Annotated in this window: 19 protein-coding genes; 3 read left to right on the top strand and 16 right to left on the bottom strand. The window is 40.0% G+C overall.

Translation table 11 applies throughout. The annotated features are described in order from the left end of the window. Window positions 1-88: 88 nt before the first annotated feature. Together I5J82_RS04215 and I5J82_RS20485 are read right to left on the bottom strand one after the other, a co-directional pair. Complete coding sequence (locus I5J82_RS04215) at window positions 89-922, bottom strand: STAS domain-containing protein (RefSeq protein WP_198766796.1); 834 nt, start codon at window positions 920-922, stop codon at window positions 89-91. Between the two features lie 179 nt (window positions 923-1,101). Continuing rightward, window positions 1,102-1,758 (bottom strand): N-acetylmuramoyl-L-alanine amidase, encoded by a 657-nt coding sequence (locus I5J82_RS20485; protein WP_269819558.1) that lies wholly within the window; start codon window positions 1,756-1,758, stop codon window positions 1,102-1,104. A 273-nt stretch (window positions 1,759-2,031) separates the two neighbouring features. On the opposite strand from I5J82_RS20485, the gene I5J82_RS04205 reads away from it, so the two are divergent. Together I5J82_RS04205 and I5J82_RS04200 are read left to right on the top strand one after the other, a co-directional pair. Further along, a complete protein-coding gene (locus I5J82_RS04205) occupies window positions 2,032-2,469 on the top strand; it encodes a MarR family winged helix-turn-helix transcriptional regulator (RefSeq protein WP_198766795.1) in 438 nt (145 codons plus the stop codon). A gap of 70 nt (window positions 2,470-2,539) precedes the next feature. Continuing rightward, on the top strand, window positions 2,540-4,156 hold the full coding sequence (locus I5J82_RS04200) for an MDR family MFS transporter (protein WP_198766794.1): 1,617 nt from the start codon (window positions 2,540-2,542) through the stop codon (window positions 4,154-4,156). A gap of 318 nt (window positions 4,157-4,474) precedes the next feature. Here the strand turns inward: I5J82_RS04200 and I5J82_RS04195 are convergent, their stop codons facing one another. The 9 genes from I5J82_RS04195 to yfcC form a co-directional block, all read right to left on the bottom strand. Then, window positions 4,475-5,302, bottom strand: coding sequence for a GNAT family N-acetyltransferase (locus I5J82_RS04195; protein ID WP_198766793.1), 828 nt, complete (start codon window positions 5,300-5,302; stop codon window positions 4,475-4,477). A 155-nt stretch (window positions 5,303-5,457) separates the two neighbouring features. Then, window positions 5,458-6,816 (bottom strand): magnesium transporter, encoded by a 1,359-nt coding sequence (gene mgtE / locus I5J82_RS04190; RefSeq protein WP_198766792.1) that lies wholly within the window; start codon window positions 6,814-6,816, stop codon window positions 5,458-5,460. 176 nt (window positions 6,817-6,992) lie between these two features. Beyond that, window positions 6,993-7,394: a DoxX family protein gene (locus I5J82_RS04185; protein WP_198766791.1), complete on the bottom strand. Its 402-nt coding sequence runs from the start codon at window positions 7,392-7,394 to the stop codon at window positions 6,993-6,995. 153 nt (window positions 7,395-7,547) lie between these two features. After that, complete coding sequence (gene map, locus I5J82_RS04180) at window positions 7,548-8,297, bottom strand: type I methionyl aminopeptidase (RefSeq protein ID WP_198766790.1); 750 nt, start codon at window positions 8,295-8,297, stop codon at window positions 7,548-7,550. 81 nt (window positions 8,298-8,378) lie between these two features. Beyond that, entirely contained in the window at window positions 8,379-8,984 is a 606-nt protein-coding gene (locus I5J82_RS04175; RefSeq protein ID WP_198766789.1) for a TVP38/TMEM64 family protein, read from the bottom strand. Window positions 8,985-9,105: 121 nt separating this feature from the next. Next, window positions 9,106-9,492 (bottom strand): hypothetical protein, encoded by a 387-nt coding sequence (locus I5J82_RS04170; RefSeq protein WP_198766788.1) that lies wholly within the window; start codon window positions 9,490-9,492, stop codon window positions 9,106-9,108. Window positions 9,493-9,611: 119 nt separating this feature from the next. Further along, window positions 9,612-10,067, bottom strand: coding sequence for a pyridoxamine 5'-phosphate oxidase family protein (locus I5J82_RS04165; RefSeq protein WP_332873629.1), 456 nt, complete (start codon window positions 10,065-10,067; stop codon window positions 9,612-9,614). 96 nt (window positions 10,068-10,163) lie between these two features. Next, a complete protein-coding gene (gene iadA, locus I5J82_RS04160) occupies window positions 10,164-11,336 on the bottom strand; it encodes a beta-aspartyl-peptidase (protein WP_198766787.1) in 1,173 nt (390 codons plus the stop codon). 32 nt (window positions 11,337-11,368) lie between these two features. Further along, window positions 11,369-12,874 carry a putative basic amino acid antiporter YfcC gene (yfcC, locus tag I5J82_RS04155; RefSeq protein ID WP_332873628.1) on the bottom strand — a complete coding sequence of 502 codons (1,506 nt, stop codon included), beginning with the start codon at window positions 12,872-12,874 and terminating at the stop codon, window positions 11,369-11,371. Window positions 12,875-13,051: 177 nt separating this feature from the next. On the opposite strand from yfcC, the gene I5J82_RS04150 reads away from it, so the two are divergent. Continuing rightward, entirely contained in the window at window positions 13,052-15,121 is a 2,070-nt protein-coding gene (locus I5J82_RS04150) for a sigma 54-interacting transcriptional regulator (RefSeq protein WP_198766786.1), read from the top strand. 279 nt (window positions 15,122-15,400) lie between these two features. Here I5J82_RS04150 and hpaD read toward each other — a convergent pair whose 3' ends face one another. Genes hpaD through hpaI form a run of 5 tightly spaced genes read right to left on the bottom strand, consistent with a single transcriptional unit; the run spans window position 15,401 to window position 21,096 of the window. Continuing rightward, window positions 15,401-16,384 (bottom strand): 3,4-dihydroxyphenylacetate 2,3-dioxygenase, encoded by a 984-nt coding sequence (gene hpaD / locus I5J82_RS04145; RefSeq protein WP_198766785.1) that lies wholly within the window; start codon window positions 16,382-16,384, stop codon window positions 15,401-15,403. An 11-nt stretch (window positions 16,385-16,395) separates the two neighbouring features. Then, window positions 16,396-17,871 carry a 4-hydroxyphenylacetate 3-monooxygenase, oxygenase component gene (gene hpaB, locus I5J82_RS04140; protein ID WP_198766784.1) on the bottom strand — a complete coding sequence of 492 codons (1,476 nt, stop codon included), beginning with the start codon at window positions 17,869-17,871 and terminating at the stop codon, window positions 16,396-16,398. Window positions 17,872-17,882: 11 nt separating this feature from the next. Next, complete coding sequence (hpaE, locus tag I5J82_RS04135) at window positions 17,883-19,397, bottom strand: 5-carboxymethyl-2-hydroxymuconate semialdehyde dehydrogenase (RefSeq protein ID WP_198766783.1); 1,515 nt, start codon at window positions 19,395-19,397, stop codon at window positions 17,883-17,885. Continuing rightward, window positions 19,381-20,172, bottom strand: coding sequence for a fumarylacetoacetate hydrolase family protein (locus I5J82_RS04130; protein ID WP_198766782.1), 792 nt, complete (start codon window positions 20,170-20,172; stop codon window positions 19,381-19,383). The genes hpaE and I5J82_RS04130 overlap by 17 nt, the downstream gene beginning before the upstream one ends. Continuing rightward, the gene (gene hpaI / locus I5J82_RS04125) at window positions 20,173-21,096 is read right to left on the bottom strand and encodes a 2,4-dihydroxyhept-2-ene-1,7-dioic acid aldolase (RefSeq protein WP_198766781.1); all 924 of its coding nucleotides are present in this window, start codon (window positions 21,094-21,096) and stop codon (window positions 20,173-20,175) included. Window positions 21,097-21,098: the final 2 nt, after the last annotated feature.

Here is a 21,098-nt window from a genome sequence, read left to right as displayed (position 1 = left end):
ACCTCCTTTTTTATATTATATGCGAACAAACGTTCTTTTTATACTAGAAAAAAATACCTGCCTTAATAAAAAGGCAAGTATTTTTATTTTATTTATTCTTTTGAGGTCGTATCCCCATCGCTTCAAGCTCCTGATACAAGTTTCCAGCAATAGAAAATCCGTCGAAACTGATTCCTAGCGATACGACTGTTTGTGCGAGCTCAGGTCTCATCCCGCTCAAGGTTACATTAACACCTAAAAGCTTAAGAGAATTGATAACTTTAAATAAATTATGAGCTACCATCGTATCAATCACTGCTACACCAGATAGATCGATAAATAGATGTTCGATTTGTAATTCCATGCATTTTTGAAGGGACGTTTCCATAATCAACTTTGACCGATGCGTATCAATCGTACCTACGAGTGGAAGAACTGCAACTGCTCTTGTCAATCTTACAACAGGTACAGAGAGCTCTTCAATCGCTTCTCGAGCCAATCCAAGTACACGATTATTATTTTCAACGTATGCGACACTAAAAGCATGTACCGTTTCATCCAATAATGGGTCGATGATCGATGCAGCTTTCAGAACTGTTTCAACGGTGAATTTCTCGTTGTTCATTTCGTTACGAATGAAATTCCATAGTACCATTCTATAGTACCTAGTACTGCTTAAGGCTTTATCTAATGGAACTTCGTGTTGAACAGCAAGCTCACCATTCTTTCTTCCCCAGCTAATAAATTGCTCTTCAGATGTTCTCATGTCTTCATAAAGAGCTTGTCCAAAGAATGAAAATAGTTCTCCCCGTAATTTCAGCACAAACTCCGTAAGATCTGCTGGTTGCTCACCACGTGATAAGCGCACCTCATCAATTTTCTTTGATAGATCATATTTATGTTCAATGATCTTTTTCCCTAATTCCCTCAATTGTTGCTCCATGTTCTACTGTTTCCCCCTATGTACACAGAAAATATGGCATACCTCCTCCTTGTTTACCATTAATTTGTATACTTAAAACCTATTCTCACAAAAATTGGTCTTTTCACCGCCTGCCCCGAGGCAAGCGAGCAACCTGGAATAGAATCCAACTACTTTCAAGGCTGTTTTCGCTATTATTCTTAAGAATAATCGATATGAACAGCAAATCCTGCAGCTTTAGCTTTTCGAGAAAGATTTTCGGCATTTTTTCTTGATGTAAATGCTCCTATCTGCACCTTATAGAGCCTTCCTTCTGCAGTAACAAGTTCTTTAAACTCGTTCTGATTAACAACAAACTTTTTCAACTCATACTTAACATCTTCAATGAAAAACGGAAATGTCTTACCGTATTGGTGAAAACAGTTTAAAGGATCCGTTCTACGTTTGGGATCTAACTGAAAGTGGCCTTTTATGTCCCGAGCGGGGTCCCAATGGTACATCTCACATAAATAAGCAAAAAACCATACGTAACGGCTATAAGCTTTGTTAAAATCAATCGACGGTCCATAGCACAGCTCTACTCCAATTCCCCATTCATTGGCATCCGATACGTTAGAGCGAACGTGCCATGCTTTTTCATGTAATGGAATAATCAATAATATCTGTTTATCATCTATGAAAACATGTGCTGAAGCGTCTAGCTGTCTGCTGTTGAAATAATCATAATTCTGCTGAGCAGTTGAGTTAGGGTTACCGGTATCGTGAGCAACCGCATAACGTGGTACACGATTACCGCCTGGGCGTTGCTTCCATTCCTTCTTAATAAGTTGAGTTATAATCTGATACTTTTCTTTCATCTCAACACCTCCCATTTATTTAAATTAGAAGTGTTTGTTAAAACAAGAAAAGAGCCATTACGGCTCTTTTTTTACAATCCACCTGGTTGTGATTGAGTTGTGATCGCCCAAACCCAGTAAGCTGTTCCTATCAAAAATCCAATGCCTAAAAGCACAAAAAATAATGTTGAATTTTTCATAATCCGTTTCTCCCTAAACCTTTTACTTTCTTTCTTATTAAATATAAATTATCATATACTAGTAGAAGAAGAAACAAAAAGCAAGGGTGTTAAAATGGAAAATAGAGAACAAACCCCATTAAGAAACGATTTAGAACGCGAATTGGAAATGAGCCTACGTAGACTTTTTCGTACGTTAAGAAAAGGTCTAAACGAAGTGTACTCTGATTATATTCCTAGCAATGAGTTTGCTGTTCTTCAGACTTTATTTATTCAAAGTCCTTTAATGGCTTCCGAAATCGCTAACGAATTAAAAGTTTCCTCAAGCCATATTACTGCAGTTACTGATCGGCTTGTTGGCAAGAACTATATTCAGCGCGTACGATCGGATTCAGACCGTCGGATCGTCTATTTGGAAATTACTGAAGACGGTAAAGAAATCGCACGAAAAATGGACAGCATTAAAAATAATTACCTAGAAAAAAAGTTTGCTGCTTTAACAGACGAAGACATAAAGCGAATGATAGATTCTTCAACAAAACTGCTTGATTAATGAAGCAGTTTTCCTTTTCTAAAATAATTCACATTGTGAAATATTTATAACATGAATAGGAGGACGATGAATGGAACATCTAGAAATGCGGCGGAAAGTTATTATTATGCTTTCCATCATGTCTGCTATGCTTTTTGCAGCGTTAAACCAAACAATTGTTGGTACGTCCCTACCAAAGATCATTGCTGATCTTGGTGGAATTGAATACTACAGCTGGGTTTTTACGATTTTCATGCTCACTTCAAGTATCACAGCTATTTTAGTTGGAAAATTATCTGACATCTATGGAAGAAAACCATTTATCCTTTTAGGGATCGGCGTATTTACAGCAGGTTCACTTTTATGCGGTATATCTGGAAGCATTCTAGAACTCATCTTATATAGAGGTGTTCAAGGTTTTGGAGGCGGTATGATCATGTCAACAGCTTTCACAGCAGTTGGTGATCTATTTCCACCTCGCGAACGCGGCAGATGGCAAGGTATTATGAGCAGCGTTTTCGGTTTAGCAAGCGTGTTTGGCCCTACATTAGGAGGATACATCGTCGATCACTTTCATTGGCATTGGGTATTCTGGATCTTCCTTCCTTTTGGCCTTGTCGCTTTTGCTGCTATATACTTTTTATTTCCTTCTGTAAAAAGAAAGGAGAAAGAATCTATTGATTACACAGGTTCGTTGCTATTAACGTTAACAATGGTTCCTCTTCTCCTATCATTTACCTGGGCAGGAAATCAATATGATTGGGTTTCTGTAGAAATCATCGGACTTTTCATTGTAACGATCGTAGCTTTCTTTTTGTTTGTTGCAACGGAAAAGCGTGTATCAAGCCCTGTCCTACCACTTGATATGTTCAAAAATAAAGTGTTCACCGTTTCTAATATAATCGGATTCTTCTTAGGGGCTGGCATGTTTGGGTCTATCATGTATATGCCTTTCTTTATTCAAGGTGTAATGGGAACTTCCGCAACTAAATCCGGTTTCGTAATGATGCCCTTAACACTTGCTATGGTTGCAGGAAGCACAATGAGCGGGCAGATCATAACAAAGACAGGTAAGTACAAGAAATTGGCTATGCTTGGATTGTTCATCATGGTCAGTGGTATGACGAGCATGCATTTTATGGATACTCAAACGACTAATACGACAGCAATCCTTAATATGATTCTCGTTGGTTCTGGACTTGGAATCGCATTTCCGATCTTCACCTTAACTGTTCAGAACGCGATTGAGCATAAGTATTTGGGTGTTGCGACTTCATCTGTTCAGCTGTTCAGACAGCTTGGCGGAACGATTGGTGTTTCAATCATGGGAAGTGTAATGAACAACTCTCTAGCAGACCACTTTAACAAAGAGTCTCAAAAGTTAATCGCATCTTCTCCTAATTTTACATCTGAAATGGGCGAGCAGATTAAAGAGCTGGCGAACCCACAAGTGTTGCTGAACCAAGAAGCTGTTTTAGAAAAATTTAGCGCATTACCACCTGAATCCTTAAACGTCATTAAACAAGTGCTGGGTATTTTGCGCGAGTCACTGAGTCATGCTTTAAACGGTGTGTTTTTGACTGGTGCCATCGTGATTGGTACTGCATTCTTACTAACCTTCTTATTCTTGAAAGAAATTCCACTAAGAACTTCTAATGAAGAAAAGAATACTTCACATGAACAAGCTTCAGAACGGAAGCTTGGGTAACAATAGAGAAAGACGGCGGAATCGATAGAGAGCGATTTTGCCGTCTTTTTTTAAGCTATTTTCGTAAACTTTGTTGCTTTTGGTAGTGTTGATTTCCGTTCCAGGCTGCTCGCTTTCCACGGGGCAGGCGGTGAGCCACTTCCAATTTTCGGAATTCCCACCTTTATAGATCTCTTGCTCCTGCGTCTACACGTTATTGCTATCGTAGTAAACTTCCTCATCGCATGCCTTGCAAGAGGTATTTCATGTGGTAGGCACGCACCTTCCACTCCAAACAATTGTCAAAGGAGAAAAGGAGAAAAGCAACAATCTTTTTGCTTATAACACTTTTTCTTGTTGGTTTTGTATTTCGGCTGTTTGAACAGCATAGTTCATACTCCAAAACCCAATATCTTCAAAACCTAAACGCTTATAGATGGAGCCAGCTTTTGGATTATCATAGAAAAGACAGAGTGTTTTTCCTTCAGCTAAAATATCGTTGCATAGTGCTTCCATGCATAGTGAAGCATACCCTTTGTTTCTTTTTTCCGGGTGTGAACAAACGCCGACAATCATCGCTGACACTGAATTTTCAGCCGTAGAAGATGCACAAGAAACAACTACATCCTCTTCCTTTATAAAGTAAGTCCGACCTGTTTTCGTCGTTAATGCTTGTTCCAAGCTTTCTCTAGCTGTTTTTCCAATAGAGAACTCTTTGATCAAGTATTTTAATTCCATAAGGCTATCTACATCTTTTGGCTCTGCTTGTAAGATGTTTTGTCTAGGAATCTTTTTGTTTAATGATTTAGCATCCTTCAATTCAGCAAAATACAATTCTTTTGTTCGCTCAAAATTTAAAAAGGGAATAAACTGCTCGGTAATTTCTTTTTTACCAGAAAGCATTTCATAGCTTGTATCTCCATTGATGATTTCTGAAAATGCTTGTGCGTTAATCTCCCCTTTTCCATAAGGAAGGTAGTTTCCTTTATAACGGAGAAGAATACCTGTAATCGTTCCGTTATCATCAACATCTGCCCAGACATCTTGAGAATCTGTTTCATAACCAAAATTCTCAATGTCAGCAATAATAAATAAGTTTAGTGCAGGTTCTTCACTTAAATAGTCCATAACTTTTTCGTGCCACGTTTGATCCAGCTTCACTATCATTAGTACTCTCCTCCTTATGTTGTTTTAATTTTATCCGCAAACTGGGAAAATGCAACATTTTTTCAAAATAAAAAATCAGTCCGAAGACTGATTTTTATTAACGCTACTTGTTTGTAATAAAACAGATAATGGCGACTACATTTCTCTATAACTTTTTATAGTAAATAGGATAAGAACATTGTTGCCGTACCAAAGTATACCAAAAGGGAAAAAATATCATTCAGTGTGGTAATAAGAGGTCCTGAAGCTACAGCTGGGTCAATCTTAAATCTGTAGAGTAATAAAGGAATAAGTGTTCCTGCAAGCGTACCGATTATTAATGTAAAGAACAAAGAGCTACCAACAACTAGCCCCAATATTAAATTCCCTTTCCAAAGATAAGCTACGATCGAAATGAGGATTCCACATGTAATCCCAATGATAAAACCAACACCAAATTCCCGGAGTATTAGTTTCATAATGGTCGGGCGATCGATGTCATGAGATACAAGTCCACGAACTACAACCGCAAGAGATTGTGTGCCCGTATTCCCTGTCATACCTGCAATCATTGGCATAAAGTACGTTAGTGCAACCGCGCGTTCAATCGTTCCTTCAAACGTGCTAATAATACTTCCAGATAGAATTCCTATAAACAAAAGCAGAATAAGCCATGGCAGTCTTCTATAGGAAGCTACAAGTGCACTCGTCTGAAAATCAATGGATTTACCCGTTGCCGATAACTTCTCGATGTCTTCATTAGCTTCTTCAATTAATACATCAAGCACATCATCGACTGTAACAATCCCGATCAAACGATCATGTTCATCCGTTACAGGGACCGCAATAAAGTCATAGCGCTCAATGGTACGCGCTACTTCTTCTTGATCTGTCTCCGCAGGTACGGATATAACCCTGCTGTACATGATTTCCTCAATCTTCTCATCCATCTCTGCTAATAATAGATCACGATAAGAGACTACACCAACAAGCTTTCTATCGTCATCAATTACATATAAGTAATAAATATTCTCTGCGAAACCGGCGAATGTTTTTAGCTTTTCAACCGCATCTCTAACTGTATAAACTTGTGGAATCCATACAAACCGGTTGGTCATGATACCACCAGCAGTATCTGAATCATATTGCATAAGGCTTTGAACCGTTTTCGATTCATCTGCTTTCATGGAAGATAGGAAATCTTGGATCTCATTAACTTCCAAGTTGCCAAGAAGATCAGCTAAGTCATCGTTCTCCATTAAGTTCATGATGTGAGATGACCGCTCAATGCCTAGCTTGTTCAGAATCTCCATCTGAAGATCACTTTCTAATTCTTGAATCAAAGAGGCAATCTGTCTCGTTGTTAAAAAGGTAACAAACTTATGTCTGTGCTTCTCAGGCAAATTTTTATAAACATTTGCAATATCATACGGGTGAAGTTCATCGATTAAAAGTTGGAACTCTTTTTTCCGCAACTCTTTTAAGTTTTTTATGACATATAATAAAATCTGGTTTTCTGACATCTCTTTAAACAAGGAACGTCACCTCCTTATAAAAGTACTTCACCATTATAAGTGATTTTTCAAACTATGACTATGGTATCGTATTGAATCTTTTCTTCTGATCCTCTCCGTGTGTAATACCGTTTATGACCAAAGAAAAAAACCACTTGTCATAAAGTGGTTTCATCATTCTAATTCTGTATTCCATTCTATTTTAACCAAAGGTAATCAAGAGAATAATCTCCTGCACCAATTAAGGCGACTCCTACCACTACAGCGATTAAAACAAGGTTAAATTCATAACCGTTCGCCGTTACCCAAAACCCGTTCTGCAAGTGAACTTTAACAGCAGCCACAAGCATCGTACCAGCAATCAGAACAGCACCAATTTCTGTGAATAAACCGGCAGCAAACAGAAGTCCTCCTGCAAATTCAGCAAGACCTGCTAATAGAGCCATCGTATACCCTGGTTTGATACCGATGGATTCCATCCAGCCCCCAGTTCCTTTTAACCCGTAGCCGCCAAACCATCCAAACAACTTTTGCGCTCCATGTGCTGCTAGAGCTAGACCCACTACTAATCGAATAATAAGTAATCCTAATGATACCATCTCGTAATACCCTCTTTCTTTTCATGATTTTTACTTACTTTATGTTAGTATGTTACAATGAGTAACTTGTATATGTCAAGTTACTTTAAAAAAATAACCTTAAGACCAAAAAAAATTACCGCTCTTCATTAAGAATATGCGGCAATGTTTATTTTAAGCTTGTTCTGTTAAAATAATTGGCCCATCTTTGGTAATAGCAACAGTATGTTCATATTGTGCGGATAGACTTCCATCATAAGTGACGGCCGTCCAACCATCCTGCAACAAACTAACATGCGGCAGACCTCCATTGAGTATAGGCTCAATGGTTATAACCATACCCTCTTTTAAAGTAATTCCCGTATTTCGCTCTCCGATATGATGAACTTGAGGCTCTTCGTGTATGTGACGGCCAATACCATGCCCGATAAACTCTCGAACAATAGAATAGCCCTTATTCTCAGCATAGGATTGGATCGCATGACCAATATCACCTATACGATTACCAACTTGAGCTTGTTCTATGCCTTTATATAGAGCTTTCTTTGTTGTTTCCATCAGGTCTTCAGACTTCTTAGAAACGTTTCCTACTCCATATGACCAAGCAGAATCCGCTAACCACCCGTTTAGATTCACCACAAAATCAATCGTTACGATATCCCCTTCTCTTAACGGTTTTTTATTCGGAAGCCCGTGACATACTTCATCATTTACAGAAGCGCAAGTTGCAAAAGGATAGCCCATATATCCTTTTTGAGCAGCCTTTGCTCCGTGATTTAATAAATACTTCTCAACAAATTGGTCAAGTTTCAATGTTGTTGTACCTGGTGTAACAAGCTTACTTAATTCTTTATGACAAGATGCGAGCAGCCTTCCTGCCTCATGCATCTTTTCAATCTGCTTTTGTGACTTGATCTTAATCAATACAAAGTCTCCTTTCCTCTTTTTTAACTATATTCAAGGAAAAAGAGCTTCGTGAAAGCAAAAAAGCATCGGGCGTTATCATCACGCCCGATGCTCTGATTCTTTAAGTCTTGATTCAACTATTTTACCACCTAGCCACAATACAAAAATGCCAAAAGCAATCATCCCAAGTTTTAAAGGGCTCTTCAACACATCAATAAAATCATAGCCGATAAAAGAAACGATCGCGATCATCACCAATTTACCGAGAGTTAATGCAAGCAGGAAGGTTTTAACATTAATACGAGATAATCCGCCTACAACGTTAACTAGAGCGGATGGAGTAAACGGAAAGCAGTAAATTAGAAAAAGCATACCGAAACCATGCCTCTCTACCCATCCTAGCATTCGAGTTGTGTTTGTATGTCTGTTTAAAAAATTCAAAAATCGTTTTTGTCCAAATCGTCGAACTAGTAAGAACACAATGATAGAACCAACGCAAACCCCAATCCACGAATATAGAAAGCCTAACCAAAATCCGTATGCTGCTGCATTTCCCGCTACAAATATAAAAAGCGGAAGGATCGGCAGAAATGATTCAAGCATAGGTAGCAATACTCCTGGCAAGAAACCTAGATCTTTGTATTGATCAAGTAGCTCTAATATGTTTTTTTCAGTAAAATATCGTTCCCAGTTTCGCCAGTCCATCAATCGTTCACCCTTTTCTTCCTCATACCCTCATCGTTGCCACAGTTACCTTGTTTAAAACAACCTTAAAGAAAAACAAGGAGTTGATCACTTAATTTTATCATAAAGTGAAAAAAGTTCACTATTTGCTGAATGTTTTTGAATGTGATTTATAACTTTTTTGTCCCAGAATAAACGCGCAGCAACATACAGAGATAAAAGACATCAAAGGGTACAAGAAATTAATAACATCCATTGCTTTTGTCTCAGCTTCCAAAGGAAACAATAGACTAAACATCACTATTGTTCCATGTATTAGTACTCCCATTGCAGCCAATAGTTTGTTTATCCACCGAATATTAAAACGGTTTAGCGCACATAAAAATGCAGCAATACCCCATAGCAGGAGAAAATATCCCCAAATATTCAGACCAACTGCTTTTGTTTCCACAAGACTCGTGATCTTTGTAATTCCCACGAATATTGAAATAAATCCTGATAAAAGAAACAATCGGTAAATGATCGGCATATTATTTCCCCCTTTTTTCATATACCCTTATGTGTACAAATCTAAATATAAACAAAAAACCGCCACAACATAGTGTTTTGACGGTTTGTACGATTCTTCTAGTTGCTAAAAAGTCAGCCTTACTTCATCAGAGCGGCATATACTTGTACATCTAATTCTTTCGCTTTCTTTTCATTATACGTCTTTTCATAAACTGGTTCTTGGACGATCTTAGCACCCCAGAACATACTCTCGAACACTTGATCAATATCTACTTCAATTTTCGCAAGCTTTAACGGGACGCCTTCCATTGTTTCTTGCAGTATGTTGGCTTTTCCATTTATCGAATACACGGTTTCGAGCCCTACTACTGTAAGCACCACATGAGGATTATCTTTAATGTTTGTTACGATGCGTGAATTGTTCGTAACCGTAAACCGAATCTTCTCTCTCGACAAACTCTTTACCCATGATATCGCGTTAACAGATGGAGCTTTCGTTTCTACGTCAACGGTCCCTAAGAGGACAAGTTGTTCGCCTTGCAGGTGTTCAAACAATTCTGGACTTAACGTTGTTGGAATTTCTTGTTTTGCCACATCATCGCCACCTTTTAAGAAAAATTATGTATGTCACCTATTTTACCATATATTTCATAAGTTGAAAGTGAAAAAGGAAGCGATACGCTCGCTTCCTTACTCTTCAAACGTTCCTTTTATAATAGCGACACCGTCATGGACCATGAGTTGTCCTAATGCAATCACTGAATGTATGCCAAAGTCTTCATTTATGATGACAAGATCAGCATCAAGCCCCACTTCCAGCCTTCCTTTTTGTTTTAGTTTAAGTACTCTTGCTGGATTAGAAGTAATCGTTTGAATGGCGTTTTGAAACGGTATTCCTTCTTGTAAAACCGAGTCTTTCACTTCATTGTAAAGAGAATCAACCTTTCCGATTCTTAATCCTGTAAATTCACCATAATCGTTAAAAGAAGGTAAGCTTCCTTGCGCATCAGACGTGAAGGTTATTTGTTCAATAGCCACACCAGCATCCAGCATTTTTTTTAAACCTAGACTACACTTGACTTCGCCTTCTTCTAAGAATTGTTTCGTTGTACTCGTAGTAAAATCAACGATACCGCCTTTTTTTGCGTACTCAATTCCAGCTTCAAATAAGTACGAGTTTCGATTAATATGAGTTGGATAAAACTGAGAGAGCGGCAGATCTGTTGTCTCAACCACTTCTTCAATCAGAGAAAGCATCCGCTTACTGTCACCTAGGTGAATGTTAACCACTCCCGCTTTTCCCGAAAGCATGCCTGCAACTCTTGCTTGTGAAGCAAGTCTTGCAAGTTCGTGAGCATCCGGCTGGCTTGATCGGTGATCAGAGATTGCAATCTCACCAACTCCTATAATCTCCTCGATCATCATTATGTCTGTTTCAATATCCCCAGTTAACGTTTTAACAGGAACTTGATAGGAACCAGTATGAACAAAGCATGAGATCCCTTCTTCTTTTAATGCTTTTGCTTTTGCGATCAAGTTGGTCATCGTACGCCCAATCCCGTCTGTTCCAATAACTCCTACAACTGTTGTCACGCCAGCTTTAGTAATATCAGTCAGATAGATTTCTGGTGTTCTTGTTTTATATCCTCCTTCACCGCCGCCTCCAGTAATATGAACATGAGCATCAATAAAACCTGGTGTCACCATTTTCCCTGTTGCATCAATAACACGAATATCAAGAGCTGGTGCAGGCCAATCAATATTTTCTGAGATGCTAGCGATCTTCCCGGCAGCTAAAAGAATATCCTTTTTACCGAGATAATGAGGTGCATATACCTCACCGCCTTTTATAAGTGTAAACATGTGAATCATTCCTTTATTTTTTCAAAGATAGATTATTTAAAACCAATAAGTACTGCTGTAACAATTACAATAGAAGCTAAGATAAACAACAATAGCTGAAACTTAATCTGGAATTTGAACCATTTGGACCATTCGATACGTGCAGCTCCCAATGTTCCCATCAATGCTCCGGAAGTCGGTACGATCATGTTTGTAAATCCGTCACCAAGCTGAAATGCAAGTACTGCCACTTGTCGAGTAACGCCTGCCATGTCAGCAAGCGGAGCCATTAACGGCATTGTAAGAGCAGCTTGACCTGAACCTGAAACGATGAAGAAGTTGAACACGGCTTGGAAGACATACATAATCCATGCTGAAACAGCTACAGGCACATCTGAAACCAGCCCACCTGCTGCATTAAGCATTGTGTTTAAAACAGAAGGTTCAGCCGGGTTGTCTCCACCTAACATGATGATAACCCCTTTTGCCATACCAACAATGAGGGCTGCAGGGAGAATATCTCTAGCTCCTTGTTTGAATCCATCAGAAATACCGTTTACTGTCATGTTATTTAATTTGAAGATTACTCCAATTATACCCGCAACTAAACCGATTGTGAAAAATTGAGTTGCAATTTCAGGAATGTAGTATGCTCTTTTAACGACGCCCCATACAATCCAGATAACCCCTGCTACTATTGTTAAAAGAATGAGAATATGTCCCGTTCCAAAATTCGCTTTAATATCCGATTGTTTAAAATCTTCCCGGAAATATGCATCGGACTCATAAGATAATGAACGTTTAGGATCTTTTCTTATTCTAGAAGCATAGATCCATGTATAAACAATACCTATTAATGTAAAGAATGCCCACATCCCAATACGGAATGGTGCACCGGACAATACAGGAACTCCAGCAATCCCTTGCGCAATTGCTACACCAAATGGATTCATCCAGGAAGTTGCAAATCCAATCTGTGTGGCAACATACGTAATCATAACTGCTGTAATCGCATCATAACCAAGAGCAATTACGACTGGCACAAGAATCATCGCAAACGCTATGGCTTCTTCACCCATCCCAAAAACCGCTCCACCTAAAGAGAATAACAAGAACATGATTGGAATAATAAGGACTTCTTTTCCTTTTGTACGGTCAATCATCTTTAAGATACTATCTTCTATCGCGCGTGTTTTCATAATAATACCGAAAGCGCCACCGATAATAAGGATAAACGCAACAACCCCAACAGCAGATCCCCACTTATCCCCAGTAACTAATCCTTCAAAGATATAGTTTAAGAATCCGGCACCGCCGCCTTCTTCAAACAAGCTGACACCTTTAGTAGCAGGCTCACCGTCCTCTCCTTTTACATACGAGAAGCTGTCTGGAACAAGCACTGTCTTAGTCTGCTCTTCTCCGCCTTGTGTATAGGTCGTTTCTTTCGTTTCAAATTGACCTGCCGGAATGATATACGTTAATAGAGCCATTAATGCTACAACAAAGAATACGATAACAAACGTATCCGGCATCTCAAACTTTCTTTTCTTTTTATCCACGTTTCTTCCCCCTTTTCTAAAATTCATCATGTATTATTTGCAAGAATTGTGCCAACATTCTGTCTCCCTTGTTAAAGGTTTTTAAAGTTTTAGTTTCATTAAATGGATGGTTAATAGATAATAGTTATATAGCCAATTAATGACCAAAAAAAGACCATTATTAAGAAGGTGTTTAGGATGCATACAAAAAAACAGATTGTTTTACTAGCAGGTACAAAAGAAACACGTATAGCACTATCCCATCAACTTCAATCCATACTAGGCGATTATTTTCATATTAGAAGCTATTCTTCTGAAGAGATGCTTCCTACACGATTAGAGAATGAAATTGTAATTCTCTCTTCTTATCTTATAAAACGTGAGGTAGCTCACTGTTTGATTGAATCTTGTAGAGTGATTACGGCAAGACGCACCATCAACTACGAATATATGGATCAGCTTCTACAGCTACCAGAAGGCACAGATGTTATGTATGTGAACGACTTTCCTCAAACAGTAGAACAGTCCGTGCAAACTCTCGTACATCTAGGAATTGATCACTTGAATTACTTTCCCTATTATCCTGGCATTCCTCACTATCAATATGCAGATATCGCTGTGACTCCCGGCGAGATGCATCTCGTGCCGAAAGAGGTTAAGAGAATTATTAATATCGGCGTACGCTTGATCGACATTACTACTATATCAGAGATTTTGAACGAACTTGGAGTCTTAGAAGAGCTGGCAACAAGCATTTCTGAACGTTTTACAGAGAAATTTATACAGTTATCCAAGAAACTTGCGCTTGCTAATCAAAAGGCTCTGCAACTTAACGAACATTTGGACAAAGTGTTAAATGGAGTGAATGATGGGATTTTATCATTCGATTACACGGGGAAAATTACGGTATTTAACAAAGAGCTTGAGAACATATTTTCAACTGCTTCAAATAAACAGGCTGTCGGTAAACATATCAAACAAGTGATAAAAGACAAAGAATTGCTTAACTTTTTAACAAATACGGAAAGCGAACAATCTGATCAATTCTTTACGATTAATGATACAAATGTTATGGTTCACCGGTTTGCATTGCCGGCTGAAAAGACGATGATTGCTACATTTAAAAACACGAGCACGACGATCTCAATGGAGAAAGCAGCTCGATATGAACTGAAGCGAAAAGGTTATATTGGAAAGTATTTTTTTAACGATATCATCGGCGCCTCAGAAGAGATCGTCCGAACAAAAAATATTGCGAAGAAACTGGCTGCAACTGACCTCTCCCTCCTTATACAAGGCGAAAGCGGCACGGGCAAAGAACTCTTTGCAAGTTCTATTCATAACGAATCGGGAAGAAAAAACGGTCCATTTTTGGCAGTAAACTGTTCTGCACTTTCTGAAGACTTATTGGAGAGTGAACTATTCGGATATGAAGAAGGTGCATTTACAGGGGCAAAAAAAGGAGGAAAACAAGGACTCTTCGAACAAGCAGATGGCGGCACTATTTTCCTTGATGAAATTGGTGACATTAGCGTTAAACTACAAACACGTCTCTTACGGGTTTTGCAGGAAAAAGAATTACGGAGAGTTGGAGGGACTCGTGTACTCCCTATTGACGTAAGGGTAATTTCTGCAACAAACAAGGATCTCGCATCTGACATAAAACAAGGATTATTCCGCGAAGATCTGTATCATCGTTTAAATGTTCTATATTTGAAAATTCCGGCTCTCCGCGAACGAAAAGGTGATATACCCATTTTACTAAGTCATTTTTTAAAGATGCGTACTACGAATAAAATGAAGGTGGAGAACGAAGTCGTCGGCCATCTTATGAATCGTTCCTGGACAGGTAATGTTAGAGAATTGAAGAATGCCATTGATTATATGCTCGCTGTTTGCGACGGAGAAAAGATTACCGTAATGGATCTGCCTCAGGAAGTAATGAGGATAAGTGGTTTTGAGAGGTCGCTTGGTGGAGATGTAATCAAAGAGATAGCAACAACCTCGGAGGAATTACCGCTAATAGCTCCTAATGAAGAAGTTGCGATTATGAGCTGTATCTATCACAACCATCGTTCTGGTAAAGCATCCAGCCGAAAAAGCTTATTGATGGATTTGGAATCACAAGGCGTTAAGCTATCGGAAGCTCAAATCAGATTACGCTTAGACCTCTTGGAGAGAAAAGGATTTATCGTGAAAGCAAAAGGACGAAAAGGAACACGTCTGACCGAGATCGGGCTTATTTTTATAAAGGATGAACTGGAGTGAGGATTTTTTTGAGCGATGCGCTCGTGAATCTTGGATGGGACTCGTTCAGCGAGATAAATCTTGCTGGTCGAGCATAAATCTCACGGTGCGAGCCCAAATCTCCCGGTGCGAGCATAAATTCCCGGAACGAGCATAAATCCCCCTGAGCGAGCACCAGCCTCCATGAACCTGCACCAAACGGACTTACCGATAGCAAATACTCATCAAAATATACCAAAAAGCTGACTCCATTTCACTCGGAGTCAGCTTTCTTTATCCCACTAATACTTTCCGCCTGTATCAAGTCACAAAATCAGGCTTACGCTGCGCTAGAGTCGGACTTTTCAGCTCTACAGGCTCTCCTTTTTCCAAACCCAAGAAAGAGGTTGCTTCGTTAAACCAGCTGTCAGGTGCTTTATGTCCCCAGAACGTCTGTCGCCTCGGGTCGTTAATGTCCCATTTAATCGGCTTAAAGTCCGGATCACTCGTCAGATAGTCCCCATTATATAACTCAATTCGGTTTCCATCTGGATCACGAACATAGAGGAAGAATGCGTTCGATAAGCCGTGACGTCCTGGTCCTCGCTCGATGTTGTCCGCATATCCCATGCTCGCCATCACATCACAGCAATGAATCAAACTCATCGGATCAGACAGCCAAAAGCCTACGTGATGAAGACGAGGGCCTTCTCCGTTCATAAAGGCAACGTCATGAACAGTGGGCTTGCGGTGAAGCCACGCTGCCCATGTTCGATCATCTTCTGTTGCCGTATATTCCGAAACTCTAAATCCGAGTTCATCTGTATAGAACTGAACAGCCGCTTCCACATCAGGAACCATGCAGTTGATGTGATCGATACGCTGAACACGAGCCCCGCGGTACAGATCATACTTTTGGATGCAGCGCTCAACACTCTCCATCTCAACAAAAAACTCAAGAGGTATACCTGAAGGGTCTTCTACACATAACGTTTTACCAATCCCAACTGCAGGATCTGCATCTTTCCACAGTACTTTCGCGCCTTTTCCTTTAAAAAAGGTTTCGAGCTCATTCAAGTGGCTACCTTCCCAAACTTTATAGCTCACTACATGAACGCCAGGCTTATCTGCTTTTTTCAACAATAGGCTGTGATGAGAGTGCTCTTCCAGCCCGCGTAGTGCCATCCACTCTGACGTAGCAGCAGTTTCAATAAAACCTAGTGCGTTTACATAAAAATCACGGGAAGCATGGAGGTCGGTTACGTTCATGACAACACGCGCGATTCGTATAATGTTAAAATCCATGACGACTCCTCCTATACACTACTGTAATTATGGCTTTTGGAATTTACGCGCTGCAGAAAATCCTTCACCATCGCTTTATATGGCTCTTTGTTAAATTGATCATAATAAATGTTCGACATACGTGCCGGATCTCCAAAGAAGTAGTATTCATAAAGAGCTTGGCGACCGCCGAACGTACTGATGGAAATGTCCCATGCTAAGCGGAACAATTGAGTGCGCTCGTAGCCATCAATGTTGGCACCTTGTGTATAACGATGAACAAGCTCACCAATGTCATCAGCATTAAAATCCGCTTCTGTCGGAATCCCCATCAAACCAGATGCACCCAGGATTTTCACAATCTCAACTATGCGCTGATACATTTTCGGGTACCAGTTACGAGCTGCGTTCAATGGAGCGAAGTCCGGTGTCATGTTTCCGTACTTATCAATAGAAGCATTGTGCTCTGCACGATAAAGGTGAGAACGCATCGTTTCCAGGATCAGCATCACTTCAGATGCTTTTTCTTTAACATGCGGAAACACATCGATGCCGATTGATTCCATCATACTTAAGATGACACCAAGTACAAATTCCGTTTTTACCGTATTCTTCGCAATTACTTGATGTGCCATATGCACGATCGCGTTCGTCTCCACGTACGTTCGATTGCAAATATCTGAGCTGCCGCTTACGAAAACGCGCTCCCAAGGTACTAGCACATTATCAAAAACAACAATTGCGTCACTTTCCTCAAATCGCGAACTAAGCGGATGATCCCATTGGCTTCGTCCCGTATCAAACGATTCGCGACATAAAAACTTTAAGCCTTCTGTATTGTTAGGGATAGCAAAAGCCATCGCGTATGGATCATCTTCAGAAGAAGCTTTGTTCAACGTTGATGGGAACACAACGATCTCATCTGTTACCCCACCGAGTGTTGCCAACAATCTTGCCCCTTTTACTACGATTCCGTCCTTGTTCTTTTCAACGATACGAGCAGATAAATAGGGATCTTTTTGCTCAGACTGCTTTTTCGAACGATTCGTCTGTGGATGAATCAGTGTATGCGTTAAGCTAATGTCATTTTCACGGCAATAGTCATAATACTTTCTTGCGTTTTCTGCGAACATCGGATCATTTTGCGCAAAAAAGTTACCCGACGTACCAAACGCCATGACGCTCGTATTCAGATAATCAGGTGTTCGACCCATCATTCCACCTGTGTAGCCCGCCCACTCAGAAATCATTTCGCGGCGGCGGATGAGATCATCTACCGTTTTAGGAGCGATAAAAGAAAGGCCTACTTTATCACCTGTCTGTTCAGAGGTATAGAGCATCTTGTCTGCTTTTTCATGCTGGAGGTCATACAGATTAGCAATGGATCTTACAATGTTTCGAAATGCTGGATGAGAAGGAACATCATCTACTTTCTCACCATGAATCCAAACGTTATTCTTAGCCTTTGAAATCCCTTTAATATATTGTTCCCCCGTGCGTGCAGGCAAAGAAATCCCTCCTAATGTTTCGCTTCGGTTTGAAGCGACTGTTTTTTCTTTCCGAACTGCTGAATGTGATGGTCAGCTAGTGCAACATGCACCACCTTCATTTCGGTATAAAACTCAAACGCATAATGGCCGCCTTCACGACCGATTCCAGAATTCTTAGAGCCACCGAAAGGAATACGAAGATCACGAACATTTTGCGAGTTCACCCATAACATCCCCGCTTCAACTGCATTTGCGACGCGCAGACCTTTTTTCATATCGTTTGTCCACACATAGCCTGCTAAGCCATATTTAATATCATTTGCATAGTCGATCACTTCTTCTTCATCTTTAAACGTCATCACAGATAAAACTGGACCGAATATTTCTTCTTGTGCCACCGTCATATCATTTTTTACGTTTAATAAAAGTGTCGGAGCTACAAAGTTCCCTTTTTTATGAGATTCAGAGAGTGCTTGGGCGTATACTTCTGCACCTTCGTCCTCTGCAATCTTTAAATATCGTTTCACATTTTCATAGTGTTCTGTATGAATAAGCGGCCCTACTTCTGTATCTGGATCTGATGGGTCACCTACGATGATGTTGTTTACCCTTTCTTTCAAACGTGCCACGAACTCATCTTTAATTGACTCTTGAATGAACAATCGAGAGTTTGCCGTACACCTTTCTCCATTAAAAGAAAAGATTCCCCATACACAAGCATCTAGTGCACGTTCGAAATCACAATCATCAAATACAATGATCGGGGACTTTCCGCCAAGCTCCATTGAAAAACGCTTCAAAGAAGCAGAACCATTTCTCATAATCTCTGAACCTGTCTTCGTCTCTCCTGTAAACGAGATGAGCTGTACATCTTGGTGAGCAACAAGAGACGCACCAGCTGTTTCACCAAAACCATGAACGACGTTAAACACACCCGCTGGAAGTCCTGCTTCATCCATAAGCTCTGCTAGCTTATTAGCCGTTAATGGCGACCACTCAGCTGGTTTTAAAATGACAGTGTTCCCAGTTGCGAGTGCAGGTGCGATTTTCCATGTCTCAAGCATAAAAGGTGCGTTCCATGGGGTAATCAGTCCCGCTACACCTACCGGCTTTTGAATCGTGTAGTTCATGAACTCGTCATCTACGTGATACGCTTCACCTGACATGCGGTTTTTTACCATTTCGGCATAAAATCTGAAGTTATCCGCTGCACGTCCTACCATTTTTCTTGTTTGAGCAATAGGAAGTCCCGTGTCATAAGACTCTAACAACGCAATCTCTTCTACATCTCGATCAATTAAATCAGCAATCTTATAGATGTATTGAAGACGCTTTTCCTGCTTCAACTTGCCCCATGGACCTTGCTTAAAAGCATCCTTTGCCGCTTTTGCTGCTGCATTAATATCTTCTATTGTTCCTTCACTTATCGTATTGATCTTTTCATTCGTAAAAGGATTGACGTTAACAAAGTAGTCTCCTTTATGCCCTGAAACAAACTGTCCGTTAATATAGTGCTGAATCATTTCCTTAATTTCCGGCTTCATGATCCTTCCCTCCAGTTGGCACCTTTTCTGTACGTCCATCAACGATCGTATTTTCTAGTACTCCAAGATAATCAATCTCAAGCCTTACAATATCCCCAGGGTGAACGTGAGAGATACCTTTTGGTGTACCCGTCCAGATCACATCATTGGGTTCAAGTGTCATGAATGATGAAACAAACTCAATAATTTCTGGTATTGAATACATCAAATCCTTCGTGTTTCCTTGCTGTCTTAATTCACCATTCACATACGTGCGAAGTTCAAGGTTCGTAACATCCGGGATATCTGCAGCATCCACATAAAATGGACCCATTGGACCAAACGTGTCATGCCCTTTCGCACGAACCGGCGGACGGTACCAGTTGTTTACAAAATCACGGACTGTTACATCGTTCGCAATGGTGTAACCGCTTACAAAATCCATCGCATTTTCAGCTTTAATGTTTCTTCCTTCTTTACCGATTACAACCGCAAGTTCATTTTCATAGTGCATGTAAGTGGCGCCGTCCGGATAGAACACTTGACCTTTATGACCAACAAGTGAAGAGTTTGGTTTGATAAATAGTACAGGTTCTGCTGGCTTTTCGAGTCCTAATTCATCGGCATGATCTGCATAATTTAGTGCTAGACCAATCATTTTGTTCGGCTGAAACGGCGGCAGCCATGTTTCAATCTCACTTACCTTTGCACTTTTACCTGATGAAAACGTAATTACATCATCAACAACTGTTCCTTTTTGCTCTCTTCCTTCAAAAATCACGCGTGCATGCTTCATTTATACTTCACTCCCTATTTTTTCTACTAATCCATAATCAGCAAGTACTGCTCTTATTTCTTTTTGCAAAGAATCTGCCGGCAAGTCCATCGGCAATCTTAATTTTGGGTTGATCTTGCCCATCATACCTAATGCAGCTTTTAGTGGAGCAGGATTCGTATCTTTAAAAAGAACGTCATTTAAAGGCATTAAATCATAGTGAAGCTTTAGGGCTTCTTCTACATTTCCAGAGTCCCAAGCGTTGTATACTTCTGCCACTTTTGAAGGAAGTACGTTTGCTGTTGCAGATATGTATCCTGCACCACCAATCGCAAGCATTGGATAGCAAAGCAACTCTATGCCTGAATAAAGTAAAAAGTCACGTCCACAATTTAAAAGAACGCGGTTAATGTGTTCGAAGTCTTTATTGGATTCTTTTACTCCAATAATGTTTGGACAGTCTTCGTTAAGTCGCGCTAGTGTCTTTACTTCCAAATTCACTGCTGTTCTTCCTGGGATGTTATAAATGATTAGTGGAATGTCCACTGAGTCTGCGATGAGTTTAAAATGCTTGTAAAGGGCATGCTGAGAGGGCTTATTGTAGTATGGGACAATGACCATAGCGGCATCTGCTCCCATCTCTTGAGCTAATTTCGTTAAATGAAGAGACTCTTGATGGTTGGTTGATCCAGTTCCTGGAACGATTGGAACACGCTTATTCACTGCCTTAATCGCTGTTTCCATAACAAGCTCACGTTCTTTTAATGTCAGCGATGACGGTTCCCCTGTGGTCCCGGTGACAGAAATTCCGTGACTTCCTGACTGGATATGCCAGTCTATCAAACTTTTAAGTGTTTCAAGATCTAGCGATTCATCTTCATGAAAAGGGGTGATGATTGGAGCAATAGACCCTCTTAGAGATTTCTTTACTTCTTCTACTTTCATGC

The organism is Fictibacillus halophilus, from assembly GCF_016401385.1.
Lineage (GTDB): Bacteria > Bacillota > Bacilli > Bacillales > Fictibacillaceae > Fictibacillus > Fictibacillus halophilus.
The sequence above is the reverse complement of the archived record's forward strand: the minus strand, read 5'-3'. Positions and strand labels throughout refer to the sequence as shown.